The organism is Micromonospora sp. CNZ309 (assembly GCF_002846525.1).
On record NZ_PJNG01000001.1, the window covers coordinates 1221888 to 1248600 of the forward strand.

The following is a 26713-nucleotide window of genomic DNA, read 5'->3' on the forward strand; positions in this document are numbered from 1 at the left end:
TCAGCTGACGTTGCCGGAGTTCCGTACGCCGCTGCCGAGCAGGATCGGCCCGTGCGTCGAGACGTTGTCGGTGACCGACCACAGGTGCTTGCCCGGCGCGATCCACCAGGACGGGTCGCACACGATCCCGGGGTCGCAGTTCTGCGCGAGGTTGTCCCGGATCGTCAGGATCGGCCCGCCGACCCCGGACGCCCAGACGCCGAGGCCCGTGCCGGCGGCCACCGAGATCCGGTTGTCCGAGACGAACACGTGCCGCATGTTGCCGATCTTGATGCCGCGGATCGTGCTCGACGCACGCCACCAGGCCTTGTAGAGGTGGATGTCGTTGCCGGTGACGCGGATGGTGCGGCCCTGGATGGGCGACCCCGAGCGGTACGACACCCCGATGTGCACGCCCTCGGCCACCTGGTCGAAGCGGCAGTCGGAGACCTCGACGTCCCCGACGGCGGTCCCGCCCCCGATCACCACCCCGCAGGCGCCCACCGACGTCTCGGCCGCCGCCGTCAGCGCCTGCCGGTACGCGGCGGCGTAGCGCTCCCCGAAGGCCGGCTCCAGCAGGATGCGGTCGGCGACGGCGCGCAGGTGCCGGGCGGCGGCCGACGGCGTCTGCACCGGGCGGGACGGCGGCGAGGCGGCGACGGCGGCCTCCCACGCGCCCTGGCCCAACGCCGAGTCGAAGCGCAGGCTCGCACCGGGCGCGGGCAGGGCCACCTCGCGGCGGTCGCGGGCGATGTCGTCGGCCCGCCGCACGTCGAGCCCGCCGCCGACCAGGTAGTCGCGCAGCGTCTGGCGGCCCTCGTCGGTGTCGAAGATCCGTCCGGCGCTCTCGCCGAGGCGCCCCTTGAGCGACGTGAGCTGCCGCTTGTAGGTCGGCAGCCGGCCGGGGTCCTGGGTGGCCAGGTCCACCAGGCGCAGCACGTACGCCCCGGCGGCCTCCCCGCCGCGCAGGTCCTCGGCCGTGGGCGGGTGCAACGTGGTCAGCGTCCGCCACTCGCTCTCCGGGACGATGGAGTTCGTCCGCACGCCCCACTGCCCGACCCGCACGACGGTGTTCCACTCGCCGCGCTCCAGCCGGTCGTGCCGGTCGAGGGCGAGCCGGCCCACGAGCTGGCCGGCGAGCTGGCCGCGGAACTTCTCGTCCTTGACCAGCTCGGCGAGGGTGAGCGAGGCCGGCCGGGGCGGGCAGGAGAAGCGGCAGCGGGTGACGATCGCGTGGTCGGGGTTGACCAGCAGCACGCCCTGCTGCCCGTGGCCGACGCGGAAGTCCGAGTCGAGCACCCGGACCCGCCCGGGCGGGGTGTTGTGGTTGTTGCGCACGGTCAGGCAGGTGCTCTGCGGTGACGCGCCGGGCACCCCGGTGAGCTGGACGTGCTCGACGGTGACCTCGGCGCAGTTGACCGCGGTGACCGGGCCGAGGCGGTGCGAGGCGGACGCCGGGCCGGGGGTCTCCACCGCCAGGTGGGCCACCGACACGGTGCCGCAGTCGACGAACATCAGCGCGTACTCGTGGCCCTGGACCCGTACGCGGCTGGCGGGGCCGCTGCCGAGCAGCCGGATGTTGGCCCGCCCGGCGAAGGTGACGGGCGTGGTGCTGGTGTACAGGCCGGGGGCGAAGCAGATCAGCACGTCGCCGGCGGGCAGGGTGGTCAGCGCCTGCACCCAGTCCATGCCCGGCCGGACGGTCACCGTCGCCCAGCCGCCCGTGGAGGCGGCGGCGAGCTGGTCGATGGCGGCCTGCACGGTGGTCGAGCCGGCCAGCGCCGGGTGCCCGGTCGGGTCGTACGACACCCGGTCGGCGCGCGACAGGCTGGCGGTGAAGGTCAGCGGCAGGCCGGTGGGCTGCCCGGCCTCGTCGAGCAGGACGGCGGTGACCTCCTGGGTGGCGGTGGCGGAGTCGAGCTGCCAGGCGCAGCGGGCCCGCCCGTCGGCGCCCGTCTCGACGGTGACGGTGGCGGCGGTGGTGGACCCGGCGGTCACCCGGCCCTGGCCGACGGTGACGCCGAACCTGACCCGGGCCTTGGCGACGGGCCGGCCGCCGACGGCGACGCCGGCGACCAGGTCGTGGCCGAGCGGTACCAGGGTCGCCGGGCTGGCCGGCACCGGCACGGCCTCCTGGCCGTCGCCGCCGAGCAGGCTCAGGGCGAGCTGACCGGTCAGCGGGGCGAAGACCGGCCGGCAGTCGCGCAGGACGCTCCACTGGCTGCCGTCGTACGCGACGACGCCCAGGCGACCGTGGGAGCGGCGCGGCCCGTGCGGGGTCTGCGGCACGGGCGTGGTGCCGACCCGCGGCCACTCCACGTCGTGCACCGCCGCGCGGGCGGGGAACGACCACCAGTCGCCGGTGCGGTAGCCGCCCGAGGCCGCGAAGCGGATCTTGATGCCGAGTTCCAGGTCGAGTTCGGCCCCGCCGGCCGGCACGGTGCCCCGCCCGTCCCAGCGGCGCACCCTCGGCCGGCTCGGGAAGGCGGCCCGGTCGAGGCTGCCGGTGGCGGTGGCGGGGCGGATCACGATCCGGTCGCCCTCGACCCGGTCGACCTGCACCAGGGTGCCGGGCACGCCGTTCTGCTCCCGGCCGTCGTCGGTCAGCTCCACCCAGGAGCCGTTGGCGAAGCCGGCGCTGCCGTCGCGGCCGGGGACCTTCACGGTCAGCACGTCGACGTCGATGCTCTCCCACGTCGCCACCGTCGCGGCGTTGTCGCGCGACCACACGTACGTGGCGGTGCCCGGTGCGCCCCCGGAGAGGATCTCCACCCGGTAGTACTGGTTGTCCAGCCCCGTGTACGGCGAGCCGGTCGGGATGACGCAGTCGCCGCCGGCGGCGCCGCTGGGGTCGGCCCGTACGGCGAGGGTGCCCGTGGAGGCGGCGGTCAGCTCGGCCCAGCCGGGCGGGGTGTCCGCGCAGCCGACCGGCGTGCCCGGCGGCCCGGCCTGCGCCAGCCGCACCTGCCAGACGGTACGCAGCCGGGTGGCCGTGTCCGGCCCGCCGAGGGCGACCTCCCGCAGGGTCGGGTCCTCGATGGCCGTCACGTGCTGCGGCCACACCTGCAACCACGCCACGTACACCCCGGCGGGCACCGGGGTGCCGGCGGGCAGCCAGGTGCCGTCGAGGCGACGCACGAACGGGCCGGCCGCCGGCAGGTCTGGCTGGCCGAAGACGGAGACCTGCGCGTCGTTCTCGCAGAGCACCCCGTCGAGGTAGTAGCGCCCGGCCGACAGGGTGAGGTCGGCCCCGCCGGTGAGCGCGAACGCCCCACCGGCCAGCGGCGCGCCGGCCGCGCCGACCACGTCGGTCAGCGCCGTGGCGCGCAGGTGCGCCTGGATGTCCTGCTGCTCGTTCCAGTCGGCGTCCAGGTCCACCCGGCCCTGCTGCTTGCGTACGCTCGTCGCGTGCCGCCGCTGGTCGAACGTGGCGCGGCTGATGTCGCCCTTCATGGTGTGGTTCCTCCGGTCGGCAGGACGGGCAGGGCAGCGGCCACCCGCCCCAGCGGCAGGTACTCCGCCAGCGCGAGGGCGAGGTTGTTGAGGCGTTGCGGCGTCAGCGCGCGCCGGAACGCCCCCATCTCGGCGCCGGACTCCGCGCCGGTGTGCAGCTCGGCGGCGGCGGTGCCGGCGAGCCGGCCGTAGGTGGCGTCGCCGTAGCGGGTGCTGGCGTACGCCGGCCCGACGCGGGTGGCCACGTCGGGGTCGCCGGGGTGGGCCTGCTGGGCCAGGTCCGGCTGGCAGCGGTAGCGGCGTGGGGTGACCGACCCGGGCCGCAGGTAGCTGAAGCGGACGTGGCCCTGCTGGCGCCGGGCCACGCTGACCGGCTGGTCGAACAGGCAGTCCGTGGCGGTCAGCACCCGCACGTCGGTGGCGCCGAGGACGGTCACCCCGGTCAGGTCGGCCTCGGCGTCCGGGGCGGCGATCCCACCGTGGACGAGCGTGTCGACCACGGTGACGGGACCGTCGCCGGCGGCCAGCGCACCGGTGACGCAGCGGTGCACCGCCACCCGCGTGCGGTCGTTGCCGGCGGCGACGGTGAGGCCGGTCGCCGCCGGCCCGACGGTGCAGTGCCGCAGCTCGACCCGGCCCAGGCCGGTCTCGCCGGCGGCGGGCGCGGCGACGCTCACCGCCCCGGAGACCAACAGGCCGTCGACGAGAAGTTCGCCGGGGCGCTCGCCGGCGCCGGTGCCCGTGACCGACAGGCCGCCGAGCAGGCAGGGCCGGACGCCGACCGGGTCCAGGTCGGCCTGCCGGCGTGGCCGGTCCGGCGGCTGGGGCCACCGGGCGGCGAGGAGGCTCAGCCGGCTGCCCTGCCCGACCCGCACCAGGAGATCCTCCGCGTAGCGGTGGCTGTCGGTGAGCACGATGCGCCCGGCCGTGCCCGGGTGGGTGGCCTGCCAGTCGTGCCAGGCCGTCACGGCCTCGGCGATCGAGGCGACGACCTCGCCGGGGCGCGGCGGCTCGGTCACGCTCACCGCGAGCTGCCAGTCGACCGGCCCGTCGGCCGCGCCCAGGTCGCCCCGGCGGGGGTACGGGCCGGCGCCCACGTCGGCGCCGAAGGCGTACCACCAGGAGACCGCCAGCCGGTGCACGGGCCGCCCGGGCGCGACCGTGATCCGGCCGCGTACCGGGTCGACGCGGACCAGGCTGCCGGTCGGCCGCTCCCACCCGGCCAGGTCGCAGATCCGCAGCCGCTCCAGGGGTACGGGCCGCAGCTCGTCGCCGGGCGCCGGCTGGATCCACACGACGAAGGAGGGGTCGTCCTCGCGGAACCAGCGCAGCTCCTGCGGGGCGGGCGGGGTGGCGGAGGCGAGCGCCGCCAGCTCGTCGCGCAGCGGGCGGCGGCGCAGCGGGCCGGGCACGTTGGCCTCGTCGGCGCGGTGGTCGATGTCCGGCTCGGTGACCGTCGGCCCGGTCAGCTGCCGGTCCACCCCGACCGGGTCGATCCACCACCGCCCGTCCGGCGGGTCGGCGACCGGTGCGGCGGTGGCCCGGTCCAGCCGGTACGACGGCAGCGGCCACACGTACATGCCGATGTTCGGGATGTTGGGGCGGCCCTGGCCGGCGTCCATGGCCCGCACGTCCACCGTCCGGCAGACCGGCTCGAACGGGCCGCCGACCAGTTCGAGGGCCCCGGCGTCGCGGATCGCCGCGGTGGCCGGCGCGGTGCGCACGTGGTTGACGTGCTGGGTGACGACCAGCCGTTCGAAGAACTCGACGGCGGCGGTGCTCCAGCCGGTGTTCGCCCGGGTCAGCTCCTCCAGCGCGGCGGTGGTGCCCTTGCGCCGCCGGAACCGGATGGTGTCGGCCACCCGGGCCCGGTCGGAGAACCCGGTGCCGTCGGCCAGCGGGTGCAGCCGGCCGGCGCCCACCAGCTCACCGAGGTAGGGCACCACCCACTCGGCGCAGGTCTCGACGAACCAGTCGTCGGCGAGCTGGTCGACGTCGGCTCCCAGCGCCTCGGCCTGCTCGGCCATCACCTCCACCAGCGCGCGCAGCACGCCGCCGGCCGCCTCGTCCTGGCTGCGCAGGGCGGCCGGCAGCAGCGCCCAGATCTCCTCGGCCCTCACGATGCCTCCAGCAGGGTGACGTCACCGGCGTCCGCGGTGAGCAGGTCGGCGGGGAGCAGCAGGTCGCCGGTGCGGCGCGCCGGCGCGGCGGCGATGACCTCGGCCCGGCCGGCGGGCTGCCCGGCCTCGTGCAGCAGCTCCAGCACCACCGCCGCGACCCCGGGGACCGCGTGCAGCAGGGCCTGCACCTCGCTGGCGCGTACCGGCTGGGCGTAGTCGCGGGCGTCGAAGCTCAGGCCGGCGACCAGCGCCGCCCGGGCGGCTGCGGCGACGGCGGCGAAGCGGTGCCCGGGCGCGACGAGCAGCCGGGCCGTCACCGCGACCCGACGTCGGCGGTGGCCGAGGATGCGTACGGGCACGGCGGGCTGGCGGGCGGCGTCGAGGGCACGCAGCAGGTCGCCGCGCAGCGGCGCGCTCTCCGGGACCGGCGCGCCGTCGGGACCGGCCACGGTGAGCAGGACGATCTGCCGCTGTCCGTCCCAGACCAGGTCGGCGCGGGCCTTGCCGATGCCGGCGAAGGCGCGGGCGAAGTCGGCGTGGTCGTGCAGGGAGACGACCCGCCCCAGGGTGCGTACGGCCAGCGGGGCGTTGCGGCGCGCCCGGTCCACGCCCTCCGGGTCGTCGGCGCCGGCGGCGGGCACCGGGTTGGTGACCTCCATCAGGCCCAGCGGCCGCGACAGCGGGATGGTCAGCCGTCCCGGCGCCAGGTCGGCCAACCGGCCGATCCCGGACCGGTAGGTGGCCACCACGTTGTCGCGCCCGGTGGGCAGCCGCGCCCCGGTGCGACCGTCGCCGAAGGTGACGGTGACGGTGCCGTCGTCGGCCCGGCGCACCGTGTAGACCCGGGCCGTGGCGGGCTGACCGAGCAGCGCCGGCACCTCCTGCCAGCGCACCCCGTCGACCCAGACCGCCAGGGTGGTGCGCGACCCGCTGGCGGTCGCGGCGGGCACGTGCGTCAGCGGCGCGTGCCGCAGTGTGAACCGTTGGAACGCCTGCCGGGCGTCACCACCGCCGAGCACCTCGGCCCGGCTCTCCCCGTGGGTCGCCGCCGCCACGTTGCCCAGGACGCGGACGCTGTCGCGCCGGTAGGTGTGCGCGACGTTCGCCTCGAGGTCCACCGTGGCGGCGTCGCGGACCCGCTGGACGACGACCACCTCGCAGACCGCCGCGCCCGCCGGGTCGACGCCGGTGAGCACCAGCCGCCGGCCGGGTTCCAGCCCGGGCGCCGGGCGGGCCAGCTCCAGCGTCGCCACCCGGGCCAGGGGCGCGGTGCGCGGCACCGGGGCCAGGGGGAGCAACCGGCTGTCGCCCAGCACCGTCGTCGAGCGGCGGGAGAAGGCGTGCGAGTCGCCGCCGGTCACGGTGACGCGCGTGGTGCGGGCGGCGATGCCGAAGTCCGCCACCGGCAGGTCCGCCACCGCGTCCACGCGGCGCAGCTGCGGCGTCCCGCCGGTCTCCAGCACCAGCCACGAGTTGGCGACGACGGACGGATACGACTGGTCCAGGTGCAGCTCGCGTACGGCCGCCGCGAACGGGGCGTCCACCCAGCTGTCCGCGCGGTTGGCGTACGCGCCGGGCAGCACCTGGTTCGTGCCCGGGTTCAGCTCGCCCACCCGCAGCGCCACGGGCAGCGCCGACCAGGGCTGGGCCTGGTGGCCGAAGAGCGCCGCCCGCTGCGCCAGCAGGTGCACCTGCACCCCGGGCACCTGGTGGCGCAGCTCCGCGCCGAGGGCCCGCGCGCCCACCGGAGCGTCCAGCCCGACGACCGTGTACGCGGGCACCACGTCGCCGCCGTCGAGGGCGGTGGCGGCCTGCGGCAGCACCGCCGTGACGGCCCGCACCCGGCGCACGTCGAACCAGTCGGGGCCGAGCACCAGCAGCGCGTTGCCGGGGACGAGCACCGTACCGGTGCCGGCGAGGTGCAGCGTGTCGTCGCCGGGGCGGGGGTCGCGGGGCTCGGTGACCCGCAGCCCGACGGCGTTCAGCTCGGGGCGGGCGAGCAGCGGCTCGACCGTCTCGAACACCTGGGGCAGCTCGCCGGGGCCCGGGACGCTCTGCGCCTGGCTGCCGGCGGGGATCGGCACGCCGTCCGGCGCTCCGGGGGTGGCCGTGACGGTGAAGGAGAGCCAGGTGGCGGCGGCGACGCCGGGGCGCAGCTCGTAGCCGATGGCGCGGGCCAGCATCAGCACCGAGCCGCGTTCGGTGGCGGTGCCGAGGAAGCCCTCGTTGGCGATCCGCTCCTGGTAGAACGCGAGCACGTCGAGGGCGCCCGCCCAGGCGTGCAGCAGGGCGACGGCCGGGTCGTCGGCCTCGCGGGTGGTCAGCCCCGCCAGCTCCGGCCGGGCGCCGAGGCGGGTCAGCATGTCGGCGGCGAAGTCCGCCTGCCGGCCCAGCCGGTAGTCGATGCCGCCGCGTCCCGGCGGGTTGGGCCCCCGGCCCGCTCGTGTCGTCACAGCCCACCCACCAGGTCGAGGTGCAGCATGCCGTGCTCCGGCACGCTCGGGTCGTTGTCGAGGCGGATCACCTCGGTGTCGCCGGTGCGCAGCACCCGGGCGGCCAGCTCGCCGCCGGGTGCCACGCCCACCGGGTGCAGCTCGGTGACCCGGACGTCGGTGACGCCCGGGACCGGCACGGCGGCGGCCAGCACCTGGCTGACGTAGAGCGGGGTACCGAAGCTGAACCGGTCGGGGTGGAAGAACCCCCGACGCCCGCCGGGCAGGTCCCGGTCGGAGAACAGCTCCAGCAGGGCCCGACGTACGTCGGAGCGGAACGCCCCCGGCGCCACGCACACCCACAGGCGCAGCTCCACCGGCAGGTCCACCGGGTCGCGCAGTTGCAGGTCGTACCCGGCCAACCGGAACCGGTCGAGGCGGCCGGCGAGCCGGCGGGCCAGCCCCGGCTCGCCGGCCAGTCGTTGGCCGCCCAGCAGGTCGAGGGTGAGGAACACCGTCCACCAGGAGCCGGTCCAGCGGATCCGGGCGGTGGCGCCGGCCACCTCCGGCAGCCGCAGCGCCGCGGCCACCCAGTCGCCGGTGGTGACGGCGCGTTCCTGGGTGGCGAAGGCGACGGGCGCGTGCTGGCGCGCGTGCTCGACGTCCTCCGGGTCGGTGCCGCCGACGGCGGGCAGCGGGTTGGTCACGCCGAGGACGCCGGAACGGTCGGTGACCAGCGTCGTCAGCGCGTCGTGGCCGAGGTTGCCGGCGGCCCCGCCACCGCGCCACCAGGTTGCCTCGAACACCGTGCCGGCCGGCGGCCGCCGGCCCGACACGTCGTCGCCGAAGCGCAGCGACACACGGCCGCCGCGTTCGCGCTCTGCCACGAAGCCCTGGTCGAACCGGTCGGCGTTGAGCAGGTCCCGGCGGGGCCGCCAGCTTCCCTCGGTGGTCTCCAACCGGATCAGCGGCAGCGCGGCGCGCGGGTCCTGGCCGAGGGCCTGGGCCGCCGGCGTGTCCGTCGGGAACGGGGCCGCCGCCGCCACCGGCTCGGCGGTGAGCACCGGCCGCCACCGCGCCCCGGCGGCGGGCGGCAGGTGTCCGCGTACGGCGATGGCGTGCTGGACGGCCACCACGTTGCCGCGGGCGACGGCGCAGGTGACGAGCTGGCCGGTGCCCGTGCCGGCGATGGAGGCGGTGACGGTGAGCGGGAACGTCAGCCGGTCGGCGGCGCCCCACTCCACCTCCAGCACCGGCAGCCCCTCCACCGGATCGGTGCCCGGTCGCACCGCGACCAGCCGGACGACCTGCCGGTGCGCCGGGTCCGCGTCGGCGTGCCGCCCGGTGGCGGGGGAGAGCACCTCCTCCAGCAGCAGCAGGTCACCGGCGGCCAGCCCGGTGGCCGGCAGGTCGACCAGGGTGGCCCGGGTCGCGCCGGCCGGCAGGTGGCAGTCGCTGCCGCCCCAGACGTGCAGGGCGATCTCGTTGCGGGCGGAACGGGGGGCGAGCGCGGTCAGCGTCTCGAAGCCGGTGGCGCCGTCGGCCAGCAGCGCCGTCGCGTCGGCGGGCGGCAGGGCCGGGGTGGCCCGGTCGGCGGCCAGCACCGGGGTGCCGGCGGGCACACCCCGAACCTCGGCGTCGGAGCCGGCGGCGACCCGCACGCTCAGCCAGGCGCGGGCGGCGCAGCCGTCGTGCACCGTGTAGTCGAGCAGCCGGGCGTGCCGGCGCACCGAGACCCGGCTGCGGGCGGTGCCGAGGTACGCCTCGGTGCCGGCGGCGTCCTGCCGGTAGGAGAGCCGGTCGGCGACGTGTGCCAGCGCCTCCACCACGGTGATCAGCGGGTCGGCCGGGTTGCGTTCGGCCCAGCCGGGCAGGGCCGCGAGCCGGTCGAGCAGCAGCCGCCGGAAACCGGCGTAGTCCTTGGCCAGGTAGTCGACCGGCGCGGGCGCGGCCGGGGGCGCGGGCGCGCCCGGCGCGGCGGGGGCCGGGTCCAGGTCGCTGGGGCAGTTCGCCTTGAAGGAGAAGGTGGCCGCCGCCAGCACCGGGTCGAAGCCCGGCGGCACCCGCCCGTCCACCGCCGACCGCACCAACCGCAGGGTGTACGGGGAGAAGTCGCCGGCCCGGTCCACCCGTACGGTGAGCACCGCGCCGGAGGCGGCGACGGTGAGCACCCGCACGCCGGTGATCCGTACGCCCCCGTCGACGACCACGTTGCCGGCGACCAGCGCCGCCCCGCCCGGCACGCCGCCCGGCTGGCCGGGCAGCGGGTGCAGGAACCCGACCCGCAGCAGCTTCTGGTCGGCCGCGTCCACCTCGACGAAGTCCACGCCGTTGAACGCGCTGCCCGGGCGGGCGACCTCGGCCCGGCGCTCGTCGTCGCTGCACCGCACGCTCATCCGGTCCCCCTCGAGATCCGTACCTCCGCCGGGCGGCCGGTGGCGCGCAGCCGGTAGCCGACGTGCACCCGTACGGCCGCCTCGGCCAGGTCGACGCGGACCTCGTCGACCTCGATCAGCTCGCCGAGCCACCGTTGCAGCGCGCTGCGGGCCTGCAACTCGGCGGCGCCCACCACCGCCTCGTCGACGGGGGCGAAGAGCAGTTGGCCGAGCCCGGCGCCGAAGTCCGGCCGGTTGACCCGCTCGCCGGGCGCGGTGAACAGCACCGCCTCCACCAGGTCGGCGACGTGCCGCTCGGGGCCGGCCAGCCCCGAGCGGCCCCGGTTGTCGGGGCGCCACGGAAAGGCCGGGTACGTCACGACGCCACCGCCCGGACCTGGAAACCGCTGACCGTGGGCGGGCCCTGCGGTACGCCCTCGGCGCTGACGCCCAGCCCGACGCTGGTGGCGAGCATCGCCGGCTGGCCGTTGACCAGCACCCGGGCGGCCGGGGCGGTCCACTGGATCCGGACGCACGGCTGGGGCTTGGTGCCGGCGCCGACCGGCACCTGGAAGGGGCAGCCGGCGACCGGGTACGCGTCGGCGGCGGTGAGCACCGGCAGCCCGTCGACGAGCACCCGGGAGTTGGCGGTCTGCGCGGTGACCGGCCCGGTGTGCGGGCAGGAGACGACGGCACCGACGTGCAGCGGCGGGCCCGGCATCACGTCACCGTCAGCGCGGTCTGGTTGACGGCCACGGTCGGCCCGATGAGGGTGACCGAGGCGCCCTTGCCGTTGGAGATGACGATCCCGGTGTCGTTGATCGAGATCATCGCCCCGGTCAGCGTCTTGAGCAGGATGCCGCCGGCCGGGCCGGGCGCGTCGGAGATCATCAGGGTGGCCTGACCGGGGGTCTGCAACACGATCGGCGGGGTGGGCGGCGGCGCCGAGGCCACCAGCGCGGGGATCTCCGCCTTCGAGCCGTACCAGCAGCCCGTCCAGATCGGATGGTCGGCGTCGCCCTGCTCGAACTCCACCCACACGCCGGTGCCGGGCAACGGCACCGTGAACACGCCGGCCTGGATCCCGGCGAGCGGGAAGCAGGGCATCGCCCAGGTCGACGGGGGCAGGGTGACGTCGGGGACGGTCACCTGGATGCGGCCCTGCTGCAACGGGTCGATGTGGTTGACCACCGTGCCGCGATACTTGCCGTAGTACCTGGTCGTCATGGCTGGACCCTCCCGGAGATGGAGACGTGGGCGTTGCGGCCGAGGGAGAAGCGCTGCTTGACCTCGCCCGCCTTGACGGTGGTCGTCACGCTCCTCACCACGTACTCGCCGTCGTAGGCGCGGCCGGCGCCGCGCACCCCGACCAGCCGCCGGCACTGCAACAGCCGGCCGTAGCGCAGCACGTCCAGCGAGCCGGAGCCGGTGATCACGTTCGCCGACTGGGCGGCGCGGGCCAGGCCCCGGGCGAGGGTCTGCACCACGTCCATCCGGGCGGTGGCGTCGTCGGTGCCGGCCGGGTTCGACCGGCCGACGTTCATCCGCCGGTACGACAGCGGGACGGGGATCCTGCGGCCCAGCGGCGGGTTCAGCGGGGTGACGTCCGGCACCGGCAGCGGGATCGGCACCCGCACCTGCTCGGGGAAGGCGGTGAGCAGGTGGACGGTCTTCTGCACCCCGTCGAACGAGAACGACAGCGACTCCACGTTGGAGCCGGCGTCGGCGTTCACGGTCAGCGCCGGCTGGGGCTGGCCCGCGCGGACCTCCGGCCCCCAGTAGGCGACGTTCATGCCGGGGGTGGGCCCCGGCTCGACGTAGAAGGTGTAACCCACCTCGTCGGCCAGTTGTGACACGTACGCGAAGGTGGTGCCGCGTACCGCCGGGATCCGTTGGATCGGGTTCGGCGCGAAGACCAGCACGCTGGGCACCAGCATCGGCACCACCCCGTACGCGGCGAACGGGGCGAGCAGGGTCAGCACCCGGGCCTCCGCCGGCATCGGCATCGGCAGGTCCGACAGGTCGATCAGGTCCATCATCTGACTCACGTCGACGCCGGTGAGGGTGAGCGTGGAGGCGCCGGCGTCGTTGCTGCGGGCCACGTCGTGGCGGGTGACGACCCCGTCGGAGAGCACCTGCGGACGGCCGTCGAGGTGCAGCACCAGCAGCACCCGCGTCGGCGGGTCGAGGCCGCCGTCGGCGAGCATCCGTTCGGCCAGCGAGCCCCGCCCGAGGGCGAAGCGGAGCTGGAACCCGGAGCGCTGCCCGGCGTTCTGGGTCACCTGCGCCTCCTGCAACGCCTCCACCAGCTCGTGAGGGGCGGGGCCGAAGGTCAGCGGCCCGATCAACAGTTGCAGGCGTACGCCCCTAGGCATCGCCGCCTCCCGGGAAGCCCTCGGGCAGCGCCACCCGCACCACCCGACCCGGCTGTTCCAGCTCGGCCGGGTCGAAGGCGCCGTTGGCGTCGCAGAGCTGCCAGAACGCCGTCGGGTCGCCGAGGGTACGGGCGGCCAGCAGGTCGACCCGGTCGCCGTCGGCGACCCGCTCCCAGCCGGCCGTGGCCAGCCGCTCGGCGGGCGGCACGAACCGGCGGCGCAGGTGGACCAGCTCCGCACCGGTGTCGGGGTCGACGGTCGTCGTGGTGCCGACGCCCGCGTACCGGCTCTCCGGGGGGACCGCCCCCGGCGACGGCTCGCCGACGCCGCCGGTGCCGGTCGCGGCGAAGAGGGTCTGCGCGACGCGGCTGTGGGCGGCCACCAGGGCCGGGTCGGTGTCGCCGGGCCCGGTCACGGCAGCCGGTCGATTCCGAGGTCGCCCAGCCGGCCGCCGCGGGCCCGGCCGGCGAGCTGTTCGAGCTGCTGGTGGGCGGCCATGGCGAGTCCGCCGGCCCGCCCGGCGGTGCCCACGTCGTTGACGGTCAGCACCCGCAGGCCCAGCCGGACCTTCGCGCGGATCGGGTTCAGCATGGGATCGAACGCCTCCTCCGTGATGGTCAGTTCGGTGATGCGTACGGGCCAGAGCCGGCGCCGCCCGAAGGCCAGCAGCACCAGCGGGGCCGGCGGGGGTACGACCTCCAGGGTCCCGGCGGCCAGCAGCGCCGCGGCGTCCTGCACGGCGGCCAGGCTGGGGTAGGCCAGCGACTCCAGGGCGGCCAGCTGCGCGGTCAGGCCGAGTTCGGCGGTGTCGCGCTCGGCGAGCTGGTCGGCGGCGTCGAGTTCGGCCTCCAGCGTGAGGGTCTGCACGGGCGGGCCGGTGATCCGCAGCGCCTCGCCCTTCGCGCCGCCCTCCGCCCCGCCGGTCTTGAGCTGGAAGCCCCGGGTCAGCGCGTCCGGGTTGTACTGGAGGGTGATCACGCGGCGGGTCCGGCCGCTGTCCGGGTCGAGGACGACCAGGCCGGCGCGGAGCAGGCGGGGGCTGAGCGGACTGGTCACGGGGTGCCTCCTGGAGCGGTACGCCGCCAGCGGACGCGCTCGGCGACGGCGCGGTCGATCCGTCCGGTCAGCAGTTGCGGGCTGAGCCCGTCGAAGGTGAGCCGGGCGTCGGTGAGGTGGGTGATCCGGATCCGGCCGCTGGAGACGCCGACGGAGTCGAAGAGCAGGTTCAGCCGGGCGACGGTGGCGCTCTCCAGCGCGATCGGGCGCAGCGCGCCGGGGCGCCCGGCCCCGCCCGCGGCCCGCCGCAGCCCGCCGCCGACGGTCAGGTGCATCAGCGCGTCGGGGGCGAGCACGATCTCGTTGCCGGTGCCGAGCGGCAGGGTGATCTCGCGGGGGTTGCGCACCGAGAGGTCCACGTCGACGTTGCGGATGGCCAGCCGGCCGGGCGGCTCGGTCGACGGCTCGTCGTCGCCGACGTCGGCGATGGTGTGCAGCAGGTCGTCGCGGGACCCGGGGGTCGGTTGGAGCAGCCGGTTCAGCCGGACCAGGTGCTCGGTGCGGGCCTGCCGCACCTCCCCGCTGGTGAGCTGCCAGCGCAGCACGTCGACGTCGCTGTCCGGCGGCGGCGCCCCCTCCGGGGCCACCGTGGGCACGTGCACCCGGTAGACCAGGGCGTCGCCCTCGACGACGAACCGACCCGGGGTCCACCACGGCAGCGCCCCGGTGAGCCGCCGGTAGTCCACCGCGCCGTCGCGCAGGGACAGCCGGACCTCCCAGACGCGGGTGCCGTAGAGGAAGCCGTCGTGGGCGACGTCGAAGTCGATGTGCCCGTCGAGGCTGTCGATCACCTCGCTGAGGTTGTAGGTGTGCAGGATCCGCAGCAGCCCGTCCCACTGGGCCGCCATGGCGGCCCGCCGCTGGGCGCTGGTGGTGCGGGTCGGCGCGGCCGGGGCGGCGCCGCCGAGGAGGGTGGCGAGGTCCAGGCTGAACGTCGCGTCGCGGATGTCCAGCGAGGGCAGCTCGCCGGAGCCGGTGTCCAGGTCGTGGGTGAGGTCGCCGAGCAGACCCTGCTCGACGAAGATGTGCAGGCCGCGACCGGTGTCGGTGAAGGTGAGGCCGGTGATCTCCCCGCCGCGTGCCGCGATGCGGCGTCCGGGCGCGGGACCGCCGGGGGTGGCCGGGTCCTGGGTGTAGCCGATCGAGGTGAAGCGCAGCCCGTACTCGGGCCGGCCGGCCGGCGCGCCGAGCAGCCGCAGCTCCCGCCGGGAGTCGGCGGTGACCTGCGCGCGGATCGCGGTGAGGGCGGGCTCGCGCAGGCTGACCCGCAGCGCCCCGAGGTCGAGGAAGTCGACGGTGAGTCCGGCGGCGGCGAAGTCGGCGCTGCCGTGCGACAGGAAGGTGCCGATGTCGAAGCCGACCCGGGGCGCGCTGATCGCGCCGATGTCCAGCCCGCCGAGGACGCGCATGCCGGCGGCGGTGCCGGTGGCCTCGACCACGAACCCCTCCTGCCCGGCGCCGGGGCGCAGCCGCAGCTCCCCGAGGACGGCCTCGCGGTCGGCGTCGAGGCGGATGGTGACGCCGTCGCGCAGGTCGACCAGCAGGCCGCTGGCGCGGGTCTCCTGCACCACCACCTCGCGCAGCAGCAGCCGCCGGAACCGGCCGCCCGGGGTGCCGGCGGGGTGCAGGTCGATGCGTGCCCGCGCGGTGATGCCGGTGAAGGTGAGCGCGCCCTCCCCGGGGGCGATGCGCAGGCCGAGCGACTCGCCCTGCCAGTTGAGGGCGTCCACCGCGACCGTCGCCAGGCGCAGCCCGGGGGAGCCGTCCGGGCCGATCTCGATCCGGTCCGGCGCGACGCGGATCAGGCCGGTGTCCAGGCCCTGGATGCCGATGTGCTGCTCGTGCTCGCCGGGGCGCGGACCCACGCCGAGGTGGCCCTCGCCGCCGACGACCCGGGCCTCGACCCGGCCGCCCCGGCCGAAGCCCAGCGTGAGCTGCGCGGCCGACAGCGCGCCGTCGACGTGCAGGGCCGCGTCGATCCGGCCGGCGATCTCGACCCGGGTGGCCCCGGTACGCAGCCGCCCGGCCACCAGCCCGGCCGCCCCGCTCCAGCGCAGCCCGCGCAGGTCCACGTCGAGGATCTCCAGCGGCGGCAGGTCCGGCTCGCCCGCCGGCGCCGGGGTGGCCCGGCCGAGCCCGACGTCGAGCACCCCGCTGCGGTAGCGCAGGTCGCGGCCGGTGACCCGGTCGATGTGCAGCCGCTCGACGAACAGCTCGGCGGTGGCGGGGACGAGGCGCCCTGCGGCGTCGCGGTGTTCGGGGGTGCTGTCCCAGCGGCCGGTGACGGTGAGTCCGTCGAGCACCGTCGGCCCGCGCGAGGTGATCCGCCCGTCGCCCGCCCGCCAGTCGATCGCCGACAACTCGATCCGGGACGGGCCGATGTCCTCGAACCGCAGCCCGCCGCCCTGCTCGGTGACGATGCGCCCGCTCACCCCGGCCCGGCGTACGGTGACCCGGCCGTCGGGCGTACGCAGGGTGGTGTCGGTGAGGGTGAGCCCGTCGAGGCGGGTGGCGACGGCGTCCGTGGGGTCGCTGACCACCCGTCCCGTGGCCGGGTCGACCTGGTGCGCGCCGGCGCGGATGAGGTCGACGGTGACCGCCGCCGCCCCGGGGCCGGTGGGCTGCCCGTCCACCGTGCCGGTGATCGTGGTCGGCGGTCCCTGCAGGGCGCGGGAGACCACGGCGAAGCGCAGCTGGTCGAGCTGGCCGACGGTGAGCCGCCCGGAGTAGGTCGCCTCCGCGCCGGTGAGGTCGACGTCGAGGTCGCGCAGCCGGACGCCGACCAGCGCCCCGCTGACCGCCTCCACCGAGTAGCCGGGCGCCGGCTCGGTGACGTCCATGCCGACCTGCTCGGCGTCGATGCGGTCGATGACCATGCTGCGTACCAGCGCGCCGCGGGTCTGCCGGCCCGAGCCCGTGGCGGCCGTGCGGATCAGCACGTCGAGGCTCATCCGCCCGATCCGGGTGCTGCCGCGCGAGTACAGGCTGCGCCCCGGCGAGCGCAGGGTGACCCCGGTCAGCTCGGTCTGCTCCACCACCAGGTCGGGCAGGCTCAGGTCGTCGCCGCGCGGCACCACCCGGCCGTGGATCGCCTCGCCGGGGCGCCCGTCGGGTCGTGCCGGCGCGGTGAACGCGATCCGGCGGGCCTCCATGCCGGGCCCGCTCGCCCCGGTGACGGCGAGGTCGCCGACGCCGAAGCCGAGGGCGGTCCGCCGGGTGGGCAGGCCCTGCTCGGCGGCCGCGCCGGCCAACTCGGGCGGCAGCAGCCCGCCGCCGTCGGTGTCGAGGTCGGCGCGCAGCCGCAGCCGACGCGCCTCGATCCGCTCCACCGCGTACGCGCCGGCGCGCACGTCGGTGGCGGTGGCCTCGGCGAGCCGCACGCCCACCCCGAGGGTGGCGGGGTCGAGCGAGGCGCCGAACCCGGTGAGGGTGAGCCCGCCGACGGAGACGCCGAAGTACCGGCGGGCCGCCTCGCGCAGCCGTTGCAGCTCCTGCTCCTCGGCGCGGGTGCGGTGCCCCGGCACGTACCGGTCGGCGGCGTCGACCGGCTCGGCGGGACGCGCCTGGAGCTCCCGGATCCGCGCCAGCCCGGTCAGCCAGCGGGTCAGCTCGGCACGCCGCTGCGCGTGGCGGGGCTCGTCGGGCAGCGCGGCCAGCTGCTCGCGTACCTGCTCGGGGGTGGGCAGTTCGGCGGCGGTCAGCCGCAGGGCGGGCGCGCCGTCGGCGCCGGGCAGCAGGCGTACGCCGGCGGCCTCGACCGAGGCGGTGGCGGCGCGGGCCGTGGTGGTGAGGTCCGGCGGGGTCCGCTCGGCGCGGAACCGGTCGATCAGCTCGTCGTCGGGCAGGTGCTGCCCGATGCGGGAGGGCAGCGACGCCTCGGCGTGTACGGGGTCGATCTCCACGCCGGCGGCCTCGACGTGGCCGGTCAGCCCGGTGACCCGGATGCCGCCGATGTCGAGGGTGCCGCCGGCGCTCGACCGCAGCCGGTCCGACAGCTCGATCATGCGGCGGCGTTCGGCCTCGCTGAGCGAGTCGGCGTGCCAGCGGTGCCGGCCCTCCAGGCGTTGCAGCTCCCGCTCCAGCGGTTCCAGCTCGATGACCTGCCGGCGTACGGCGGCGAGCCGTTCCCGCAGCGCGGGCTGCGCGGCGGTGCCGGCGCGGCCGAGCCGCTCCTCGATCGAGCGCTGTTCGGCGCGCAGCCGGGCGGGCAGGCTGGTGCCCACCCCGAGCAGTGTCCGGCCGATCTCGACCCGGCCGATCTGCTGCATGCCGGCGAAGGAGAGTCCCTCGGCGGTGGCGCTGGCGAAGCTGACCTGCAACGAGCGCAGCATGCCGGCGGCGTCCTCGACGCGTTCGCCGACCGTGCGGGGCGGCCGGAAGACGCCGTCGGTGATGAGGCCGATCGTGGCGTTCGCCAGCGGGCTGAAGATCTCCCCGGCGGTGTACGAGGCGACCTGCCGGGCCAGGAACGGCGCACCGGCCGTGTACGGGGCGAGCAACGCGTCGCTGATCTTGGAGAGGAAGGGCAGCCCGCCGTAGAACGAGATGACGTTGTGCAGCAGGTGGATCAGCGGATTGATCAGCGGGATGCCGATCCAGCCGCGCCGCGACGGCTCGTCCAGGTCCTCCGTGCCGGTGGCCCCCGCGCGGAAGAACAGGCGCGACAGCCCGAACCGGGTCAGCCCGAGCATCCCGCCGGGCAGCGACTCGCTGGCGAAGACCACGTCGGCGGCGTCGACGCCGCCCACCCCGGCCTGCGCGCCGACCGGCCGCTCGTAGCCCCGGTCGGAGAAGGACGCCACCACGTCCAGGTCGGTCAGGGTGACCCGGCCGGTACGCAGGGAGCTCCCGGTGAACACCCGGTTCACCCCGCTGAGTTCCAGCCGGGGCAGCCGCACCCGTACGACGCCCTGCCGGGCGTCGACCGACAGCGACAGCTCGTTGGACCGCTCGCCCGGGGCGCGGTCGGCGAGGCGCGCCCCGCCGACGTCGCCGCTGACCCACTGCAACTCGTGCAGGTCGAAGTCGCGGACCGTCACCTGCTCGGTGAACAGGCTCAGGCCGGTCCGGCTGAGGAAGAGCAGCTTCAGACCGACGGCGACCAGCCGGCCCAGCTCGCCGAAGACCCGGGGCAGGCCGCCCGAGTCGAGCTGCTCGGGGACGAACGACGGCCGGTTGCGCTCGTGGTACAGGCGTAGCTGCCCGACGAGGGACGCCAGCGCCGGCACCCGGTCGGCCCGCACCTCCCGCGACCGCAGGAACACCCAGCGGCGGTCGTCCAGCGCGTACAGCTGGATGATCAGCGCGCGCAGCTCGGTGGCCTGCGCGGCGCTCCAGAGCCGGTCGTCGCGCAGCCGGTCGCGCAGCGCGTCGCGGGTCTCCAGCCGGCGCGGCCCGGAGACGGCGGTGGTGGCCAGCGACGCGCGCATCTCGGGGGTCATCGCCGACTGCATCCGGGCCCAGCGGTCCGGGTCCTCGGCGGCGAGCCGGCTCTGCTCGGCGGCCGGCAGGTTGCGCACGAGGTGGAAGGCGAGCCACGCCTCGCGGGGATTGACCCCCCAGTCGAGCAGCCCGATGTCGAGCAGGTGGCGGGCCTGCCGGGCGAGCTGGGCGGGCTCGCGGCGGGCGAACAGGTCCAGCAGCTCCGCGCGCCAGCTCTCGTGGGTGAGGTACGCGTCGGGCAGCGCCTCGACGATCCGGTCGAGGTCGCGCAGCGCGTCGAGCCGGCGTACGACCGAGGTGAGCGTCTCCCGGCCCGGTCCGGCGGGCCGGGCCGGCGCCACGGCGGCGCCCCGGTCCAGCCCGATCAGCCGGCGGACCAGATCCACCGAGGTGTGCCCGTCCACCCCGGCCTGCACCTGCTGGTGGATCTCGGCGACGATCCGGTCCGCGTCGGCCCGGCCGCCACCGCGCCGGGCCGGGTCGAGCGGCTCGGCGAGGCTGCCGAGCCCGGCGTACCGCCCGCCCAGGATGTCCTCGGCCGGGATGTTCTCCTCCAGCCGGGCGAACCAGCGGCCCTGCTCCAGCCGCACCCACCGGTCCTGGGCGGCCAGCGGCAGGCTGCGCAGCAGCAGGTACGCGAAGCGCGCCTCGTGGTCGCGGACCGCCCAGTCGAAGACCCCGTACGACAGCAGCCCCTCGACGCGGGTGAGGTTCTGGTGTTCCTCCCGGGCGGCCAGCACGACGAGCAGCCGCGCGCCGAGGGGCGCGCCCACCCGCTTCTCCTCCCACGGCAGCTGCTCCAGCAGCGCGTCGACGCGCCCGGCCTCGTCGAGCCGGCGGACCACGTGGCGCAACCGGGGACCCGGCTCGGGCGGGCCGGCGGTGGCGCTGCCGGCCGTGCCCCCGGCGGTGGGCGGGGCCGGCGCCAGCCCGGCCAGCAGCGCCAGCACCTGGCTGCCCTGGCGTTGGCCGATCAGCCGCTCGACGCGGCGCAGCCGCTCCCGCAGGCCGGTGTCCTCGTCGAGCCGGCCGGCCTCGGCGTCGGTCCCGCCGAGCGCCGTGATCTGCTCGCGCAGGGCGTCGGCGTCGCCGCCCCGCTCCGGCGCCTGCGTCATCAGTTCCCGGAAGTGCCTGCCGCGGTCGCCGGTGAGCAGTTCCCGCAGGACGCTGGTGCGCAGGGCCCGCAGCACGTCCAGCGCGGTGCGCCGCTCGAGGGGACCGAGCCCCTCGGTGCTCAGCCCGCGCACGTTGCCGGCCTCCAGCAGGCGCAGCAGGTAGGGCGTCTGGCCGCCGAGCGCGGCGAGGGCGGCACCCGGGTAGAGCCGGTGGTGGCCGTCGTCGAGGTTGCGGCCCAGGTCGGTGCGCCGTGGCGCCGGCAGGCTGTGCACCAGGCTCCGGGCGACGAGGAAGGGCAACGTGTCCAGCACCCGCAGGCAGCCGCGCACGTCGTCGCCGGAGACCCACAGGCCGTCGAGCAGGTCGATGATCCGGGCCCGCTCGGCCCGGTACCGGCGCTCGACCAGCTCACTGAGCTGCGCCTCCAGCGCTCCGGTGCCGGTTTCCGCGTCGGGAGCCGGCGCGGGGCGGGCAGCGGTGGCGACGGCTCCGGTGTCGGCGGCGACCGCGTCGGCCGGCAGCCGGGCCGTCGGCGTCCAGAGCGCCCGCCCGGCCGCCGCCGCCTCGGCCAGCACCCGTGCCTCGGCCTCCGGGTCGGTCACGCTCGTCGTCGACGCCGTGCTGGCCGCACCGCGCGCCGAGGGCCTGGCCGGGTACGCGCCCGGTGCGGCGGCGGCCTGCGCGAGGTGGCCGAGTTCGTGGGCGAGCAGGGCCCGCCCGGTCGCGCGCGTCGGGTCGTAGCCGGGGGCCAGGTGCAGCGCGCCGTCGGCGAGGAGCCCCTTCGCGCCGTGGTTGGCGGCCCGCCGGCCGGCCTCGCCGAGGTGCACCCGTACGGCGTCGGGCCGCAGGCCCAGCGCGGGGGCGTACCGCTCGACGAGGGCCCGGGTCAGCCCGGTCAGCTCGGCGTTCCGCCCGCCGGTCGGGGACTGCGGCCGGACGGCCGCCTCGCGCTCGCTCACCGGTCCACCTCCCGGCAGGCGGGCCGGCCCAACTGCGCCCAGATCGCCTCGGCCAGCGCTTGCGGCAGGTCCGTTCCCGGTGGCGCCGGCAGCGGGCCGGGCGGGGGAGAGGCGGACGGCAGGCCGCGCTCGGCGAGCAGCCGGGTCAGCCGTACGCGCACCGCGTCGCCGAGCGCGGCGGGATCAGGCGCCCCGACCCCGGTGAGGACGAGCTCGCGGACGTCGACCTCGACGTTCATGACCACAGCCCCGGGTCGGCGGGCCGGTCGTGCTTGGCGTACTCGGCGGCCACGGCGTCGAGCACGTGCCGCATCCGTACGGGGGTGTGCTCCCCGGCGGCGACGAGCGCGGCCCGCAGGGCGACGGTGTGGATGTCGCCGCCGGTCAGGTCCAGGCCGGCGAGGCGGTGCAGGTCGAGGTCCTCCGTGGCGACCTGCGGCGGGAAGGCGCGTCGCCACAGGTCGGCCCGCTCGGCCGGGCCGGGATGCCCGAAGGGCACCAGCACCCGCAGCCGACGCAGGAACGCCGGGTCGATGGCGGTACGCATGTTGGTGGTCAGCACCGCCACGCCCCGGTACTGCTCCATGCGTTGCAGCAGGTACGACACCTCGATGTTGGCGTACCGGTCGTGGCTGTCCTTCACCTCGGACCGGCGGCCGAACAGCGCGTCGGCCTCGTCGAAGAGCAGCACGGTGCCGCCGCGTTCGGCGGCGTCGAAGATCCGGCGTAGCTGCTTCTCGGTCTCGCCGATCCACTTGCTGACGACGGTGGCCAGGTCGACGCGGTGCAGGTCCAGCCCGAGGGCGCCGGCGAGGACCTCGGCGGCCAGGGTCTTGCCGGTGCCGCTCGGGCCGGCGAAGAGGGCGGTGACCCCGAGCCCCCGCCCGGTCCGCCGCCCGAAGCCGCGCTCGGCGAGCAGCGCGCGGCCGGCCGCGGCGGCGGTGAGCTGCCGCAGCTGGGCCAGGGCCGGCGCGGGCAGCACCAGGTCGTCCCAGCCGGCCCGCACGGCGATGCGTTCGGCGACGCCGTCGAGGTCCCGGCGGATCCGCTCGCGGACCAGGTCCCGGGCGAGCGCCGCCGGGTCGGTGGCGGGGCGGGCGGCGGTGGCGAGGATCTCGTGGTGGCCCAGGTCGAACTCGCGGGCCAGCGCGGCGGCGGGGCGCGCCGGCAGCAGCCCTCGCCACATCGTCCGCTGCTCCTCGCGGGTGGGCCGGTCCACGTCCGGCCCGGCGGCGACCCCGTCGAGCGCGACGGCGCGTGGCGCGGAGACGACGACGTCGCCGATGAGCCGCCCCAGCAGGTGCGCCACGACGCCCGTCAGCTCGGGCGGTTCGTCGCCGGTCAGCTCCACGACCAGCACCGGGTCGGCGAGCACCACCTCGCGGTTCCACAGCCGGGCCAGGGCGTCCCGGTCGGTGACGGCGCCCGGCAGGTCGGCCGCCGCCAGCCGGTGGGCGCGGCGGCCCACCGTCGCCGCCGCGGCGGCGACGACGTCCGTGCGGTCGGCCCGGTCCGGCCCCGTGACCCGCAGGGCCCGGCGGCCGGCCTGCCAGGCGGCGCAGAGGTCCGCCGCGGCCCGCCGCCGACTGCCCGGCAGGCCCGCCGGTGCTCCGGGCAGCTCGGTGACGTACGGCCGCAGCCGCTCGTCGAGCCGCCCGGCGCCGCGCGCCTCGTGCAGGATCCGCTCGTCGACGCGCAGCGGGGCGTGCGGCAGCGGTCCGTCGCCGAGTTCGACCAGGCGGGCGGCGCGCAGCGGACGGTCGGGGGCGAGGGCGTCCCAGTGCCCGCCGGGCAGGGCGTCCAGGCACCAGGCGAAGGTGGGCGGGCGCTCCAGCAGGCCGAGTTCCCCGGCGACGGCGGCGACCAGCACGTCGCGCTCGAAGCCGGTGAGCCCGAACCCGGCCGCGATCCGGTCGAGGTGCCCGCCGTCCGGGCGGCCGACCTGGGCGGGCTCGCCCTTGAGCAGCAGCCGGATCCGTTCCACCTCGGCGGCCAGCCCGTCGTCGGCCCGGTCGGCGACGGCGGGGGCGGGCCAGCGGGCGGCGGCGCGGGCGGCGGGCATCACAGCACCACGGAGGGGCCGGTGTACCGCCCGGTGGGGTCGGTGCTCAGCGGGCTGTCCACCCCGTCCACCCGCAGCCGCGCCAGGTACGCCCCGGCGGGCAGGTCGCGGAAGGCGAAGCGGACCCGGTCGGTGGAGACGTCGCCGTCGGCGACGCCGTTGCCGGGCGGCGCGGGCAGGTTCGTGCCGGCCGTCCCGGTCAGGGAGAGGGTGACCTGCTGAGTCGCCTCCACCTGCGGCTGCACGGTGACCGTGACCGTGCCGGTGCGCAGCACCACCGAGTCCACGGTGCGGCTGGAGTCGACGACCACGTCGGCGGGGACGACGGTGATCGTCGGCCGGTAGGTCACCGGCACGGCGTCGGAGCTGAGCGCCGCCCGGGGCGCGGGCGGGTCGCCCAGGTCGACGGAGTGGGTGACGACCAGTCCCCGCAGGCCGGCGGCGACGGGCCGGTCGAAGGCCGACAGGGGCACCCGCAGCTCGGTGGCCGACGCGGTGGCGGGGCTGGCGGTGGCCGTACCGACGCGGATGCGGGTGTCCGGGCCGGTCAGATTGCGGCCGGTCACGACGAGGGTCGCGGCGGCGGTGACCGGGGTGCCGGTCGGCCCGTCGGCGCGTACGGCGTCGACCTCGGGGCCGCGCACGTCGACCGTGCCGGCCGTGACCGACCGCACCGGCAGGGGCTCGCGGGCTCCCCGCAGCGGGTCGATCAGCACCACCGAGACGTCGAGGAAGACGCTGCTGCGGTAGGGCGCGCTGAACGCCGACCAGAGCCGGAAGCTCTCCTCGCCGCCGGGGCTGTTGGCGACGCTGATCCGCAGCTGCTCGACCTGCTCCGCGAGGCGGGACTCGGCCACCGGCGCGGGCAGGGTCGCGTCCGGTGGGTCGGGCGCGAGGGACCGGCGGATCGCCGCGCGGGTCAGCACCGGCGTCTCGTGCAGCATCGCCAGCAGGTGCCCGAGGAGGATCTCGCCGGTCAGCGGGTCGTGGCCGTAGACGCTGGCCACGTAGTGCAGGTCGACGCCGAGCGGGACGGCGGCGACGTCGTCACCGGCGCCGTTGCGCGGCGGCGGACCGAGGTTGGCCCAGGTCGGGTTGCGGGTGACCCGGCTCAGGAACAGGTTGACCTGGTTGCCCTCCTGGTTGCCCACGCTCACCCGGTCCGGCGGGCCGGCGGTGACCGACACCCCGCCGACGGCCGACGACGCGCCGGTGGCCCGCAGGTACGCCATCAACTGGGCGCGCAGCACGGCGGTGACGGCGGCGAGGGCGTACGCGGTGCTCATCGCGACCGTCCCTCCGCCTCGCGCAGGTAGGCCTCCAGTTCGGGGGCCGGTCCCGGGGCCACGGCGGGCGCCGCCGCGACCGGGGTGACCGGCGCGGGGGCGGCGGGCGCGGTGTGCCGCCCGGGGGCGAGCCGCACGTCGATGCGGCCGATGTGCAGGTGCACGGTGGGGCGTTCGGGCGCCCGGGCGGCGGCGCGGGTCACCGCCACGGCGCGCGCGGGCGGCGACTGCGACGCGCGCGACGCGGGCACCGCGACCGTGGCCACCGCGACCGTGGGCGCCGCGACCGTGGCCGCCGGTACGGCCGCCGGGAGGGCGGGCGACGCGGGAACGACCGGCGCGGCGGGCGACGACGGCGCGGCGGGCGGTGGGACCTGGTGGCGGGGCGCGGGGGGCGGCGGGTTCGGGGCGTTCCGCTCCGCCGCGTGCCGCACCGCGTCCGCCGGTACCGGTGGCCGGGGCGCGGGCGCGCCCGGCCGGTCGGGGCTCGGCGCGACCGGCGCGACCGGCGCGGTCGGCGGCGTGCCCGGCACGGCGGCCGGCGTGGCCGACCGGTCGCCGCCGGGGGCTGTCGGGGCTGCCGAAGCGGTCACCGGCGGGGACGCGGCGGGCGGGCCGGGTGGGGCCGCGCCCGCCACGGCGGGACGCGTCGCCGGCCGGGACGGCGTGGGGGTCGGCCGCTCCACGTCGTACGCCTCGACGTCGACGCCGGCCTGCGGCTGCTCCGGTTCGAACCGGCCGAGGGTGCGGGGCCGCAGCCGGGGCGCGGCGCCGACGGCGAGGGCGGCCAGCGCCGCCAGGTAGCCGGTCACGGGACCAGCTCCAGGTAGGCGGCGCGGCGGTGCGGCCCGAGGCCGAACACCTGCGCCTCCGACCAGCCGTACGCGCGGGCCAGCCGGTGCACCTCCCCGAGCAGTCGCCGGACCCGGGCGTCGGCGGCCTGCCACGCCCAGCCGGGCACGTCGAGCAGCGCCTCGGTCGCGGTGCCGCAGCCCGGGCAGGTCAGGGTGACCGCGACGACCCCGAGCGGGTCGCGCTCGGCCATCGCGGCCGACACCTCCGGCAGGGCGGCGGCGGGATCGTCCAGCGGCGGATCGGCGGCGAGCAGGCACGCCCGCAGCAGCCACCGCTCGGCCGCCGCCGCGTCCCCGGCCCGCGCCGCCGCCGCCAGGTCGGCGGGGGTGGGCAGCCGCAGGGTCAGCCGGTGTCCCCGCCAGTCGAGCGTGAACGCCCCGGCGCCGACGCGCGCCCCGCCGTGCGCGGAGTCGGCGGTCGGGTCCAGCGCGGCGGCCAGCAGGTCGGCCACGGCGAAGCCGACCTCGAGCCGTTGCGGGCAGGCCGGGCAGTCGAGGGTGGCCTCCACCCGGTCGCCGGTCCAGGACCCGGCCGTACGCAGCAGCAGGGCCGCCACCTCGCCCACCGGCAGCCGGTCGGCGTCCTCGCGGCCCAGCAGCAGCAGGGGGCGCCGCGGCGCCGGCTGCCCGAGCGCGCGGTCCCAGGCGGAGACCAGCTCCACCTCGGTCGGCGGCGGCCCGGCGGTCACGGGGCGAGCCGGGGTTCGGCCGGCTCGGTGACCGCCTCGTCGCGTTCCCAGCCCTCGTTCTCCAGCTTGATGTGCTCGATCGCCACCGCGTTGGCGTTGGCGTCCAACTCCGGCAGCGCCTGGTACTCCGACACCCAGCAGCGGAACAGCCGGTACGACTGGGCGACCTGCCCGGCCTCGTTGAGCAGCTCGATGGTGATGTCGCGCCGGAAGTCGGCCAGCGACGCCTCCGAGCCGAGGCCGGCGTGCAGCGCCCAGATCCGCCCGGCCCACTGGGCGAACTCGGCGTCGTGGGTCAGGCCGCGCTCCAGGGTGACGGCCTCGAACTCCGTACGCCCGGGGGACTTGCGGCTGGTCGACGGGTCGCCGCCGTCGCGGTGCTTGACCACCTCGGTGGTCCGCTTCAGCGCGCTGACCTTGCTGACCCCGGCCACGTAGCGGCCGTCCCACTTCACCCGGAACTTGAAGTTCTTGTACGGGTCGAAGCGCGTCGGATTGACCGCGAACTGCACCAT

17 protein-coding genes are annotated in these 26713 nt (G+C 77.0%); all 17 read right to left on the reverse strand.

Going from position 1 to position 26713, the window contains the following annotated elements:
* From CLT72_RS04760 to CLT72_RS04840, 17 genes are read right to left on the reverse strand one after another with little or no spacing between them, the layout of a single operon-like run.
* Positions 1-3432: a DUF6519 domain-containing protein gene (locus CLT72_RS04760; RefSeq protein WP_101409692.1), complete on the reverse strand. Its 3432-nt coding sequence runs from the start codon at positions 3430-3432 to the stop codon at positions 1-3.
* On the reverse strand, positions 3429-5552 hold the full coding sequence (locus CLT72_RS04765; RefSeq protein ID WP_101409693.1) for a phage tail protein: 2124 nt from the start codon (positions 5550-5552) through the stop codon (positions 3429-3431). The genes CLT72_RS04760 and CLT72_RS04765 overlap by 4 nt, the downstream gene beginning before the upstream one ends.
* A complete protein-coding gene (locus CLT72_RS04770; RefSeq protein ID WP_101409694.1) occupies positions 5549-8005 on the reverse strand; it encodes a baseplate J/gp47 family protein in 2457 nt (818 codons plus the stop codon). The genes CLT72_RS04765 and CLT72_RS04770 overlap by 4 nt, the downstream gene beginning before the upstream one ends.
* A complete protein-coding gene (locus tag CLT72_RS31810) occupies positions 8002-10380 on the reverse strand; it encodes a baseplate J/gp47 family protein (protein WP_158241967.1) in 2379 nt (792 codons plus the stop codon). Before CLT72_RS31810 ends, CLT72_RS04770 begins: the two co-directional genes overlap by 4 nt.
* A complete protein-coding gene (locus CLT72_RS04780; RefSeq protein WP_089000541.1) occupies positions 10377-10739 on the reverse strand; it encodes a GPW/gp25 family protein in 363 nt (120 codons plus the stop codon). The genes CLT72_RS31810 and CLT72_RS04780 overlap by 4 nt, the downstream gene beginning before the upstream one ends.
* Complete coding sequence (locus tag CLT72_RS04785; RefSeq protein ID WP_101409695.1) at positions 10736-11080, reverse strand: hypothetical protein; 345 nt, start codon at positions 11078-11080, stop codon at positions 10736-10738. The genes CLT72_RS04780 and CLT72_RS04785 overlap by 4 nt, the downstream gene beginning before the upstream one ends.
* A complete protein-coding gene (locus CLT72_RS04790) occupies positions 11080-11586 on the reverse strand; it encodes a phage baseplate assembly protein V (RefSeq protein WP_101409696.1) in 507 nt (168 codons plus the stop codon). Before CLT72_RS04790 ends, CLT72_RS04785 begins: the two co-directional genes overlap by 1 nt.
* A complete protein-coding gene (locus CLT72_RS04795; RefSeq protein ID WP_144082189.1) occupies positions 11583-12734 on the reverse strand; it encodes a hypothetical protein in 1152 nt (383 codons plus the stop codon). The genes CLT72_RS04790 and CLT72_RS04795 overlap by 4 nt, the downstream gene beginning before the upstream one ends.
* Positions 12727-13149 carry a hypothetical protein gene (locus CLT72_RS32150; protein ID WP_199184479.1) on the reverse strand — a complete coding sequence of 141 codons (423 nt, stop codon included), beginning with the start codon at positions 13147-13149 and terminating at the stop codon, positions 12727-12729. The genes CLT72_RS04795 and CLT72_RS32150 overlap by 8 nt, the downstream gene beginning before the upstream one ends.
* On the reverse strand, positions 13146-13790 hold the full coding sequence (locus CLT72_RS04805; RefSeq protein WP_101409698.1) for a hypothetical protein: 645 nt from the start codon (positions 13788-13790) through the stop codon (positions 13146-13148). Before CLT72_RS04805 ends, CLT72_RS32150 begins: the two co-directional genes overlap by 4 nt.
* A complete protein-coding gene (locus tag CLT72_RS04810) occupies positions 13787-21307 on the reverse strand; it encodes an eCIS core domain-containing protein (RefSeq protein WP_101409699.1) in 7521 nt (2506 codons plus the stop codon). The genes CLT72_RS04805 and CLT72_RS04810 overlap by 4 nt, the downstream gene beginning before the upstream one ends.
* Positions 21304-21546, reverse strand: a complete 243-nt coding sequence (locus CLT72_RS04815) for a hypothetical protein (RefSeq protein ID WP_101409700.1) — start codon at positions 21544-21546, stop codon at positions 21304-21306. Before CLT72_RS04815 ends, CLT72_RS04810 begins: the two co-directional genes overlap by 4 nt.
* Positions 21543-23369, reverse strand: coding sequence for an ATP-binding protein (locus CLT72_RS04820; protein WP_101409701.1), 1827 nt, complete (start codon positions 23367-23369; stop codon positions 21543-21545). Before CLT72_RS04820 ends, CLT72_RS04815 begins: the two co-directional genes overlap by 4 nt.
* Positions 23369-24655 carry a Pvc16 family protein gene (locus tag CLT72_RS04825; RefSeq protein ID WP_101409702.1) on the reverse strand — a complete coding sequence of 429 codons (1287 nt, stop codon included), beginning with the start codon at positions 24653-24655 and terminating at the stop codon, positions 23369-23371. Before CLT72_RS04825 ends, CLT72_RS04820 begins: the two co-directional genes overlap by 1 nt.
* A complete protein-coding gene (locus CLT72_RS04830; protein ID WP_101409703.1) occupies positions 24652-25467 on the reverse strand; it encodes a hypothetical protein in 816 nt (271 codons plus the stop codon). Before CLT72_RS04830 ends, CLT72_RS04825 begins: the two co-directional genes overlap by 4 nt.
* Positions 25464-26198 carry a hypothetical protein gene (locus tag CLT72_RS04835; RefSeq protein ID WP_101409704.1) on the reverse strand — a complete coding sequence of 245 codons (735 nt, stop codon included), beginning with the start codon at positions 26196-26198 and terminating at the stop codon, positions 25464-25466. Before CLT72_RS04835 ends, CLT72_RS04830 begins: the two co-directional genes overlap by 4 nt.
* Positions 26195-26713 (reverse strand): phage tail protein, encoded by a 519-nt coding sequence (locus CLT72_RS04840; protein ID WP_101409705.1) that lies wholly within the window; start codon positions 26711-26713, stop codon positions 26195-26197. The genes CLT72_RS04835 and CLT72_RS04840 overlap by 4 nt, the downstream gene beginning before the upstream one ends.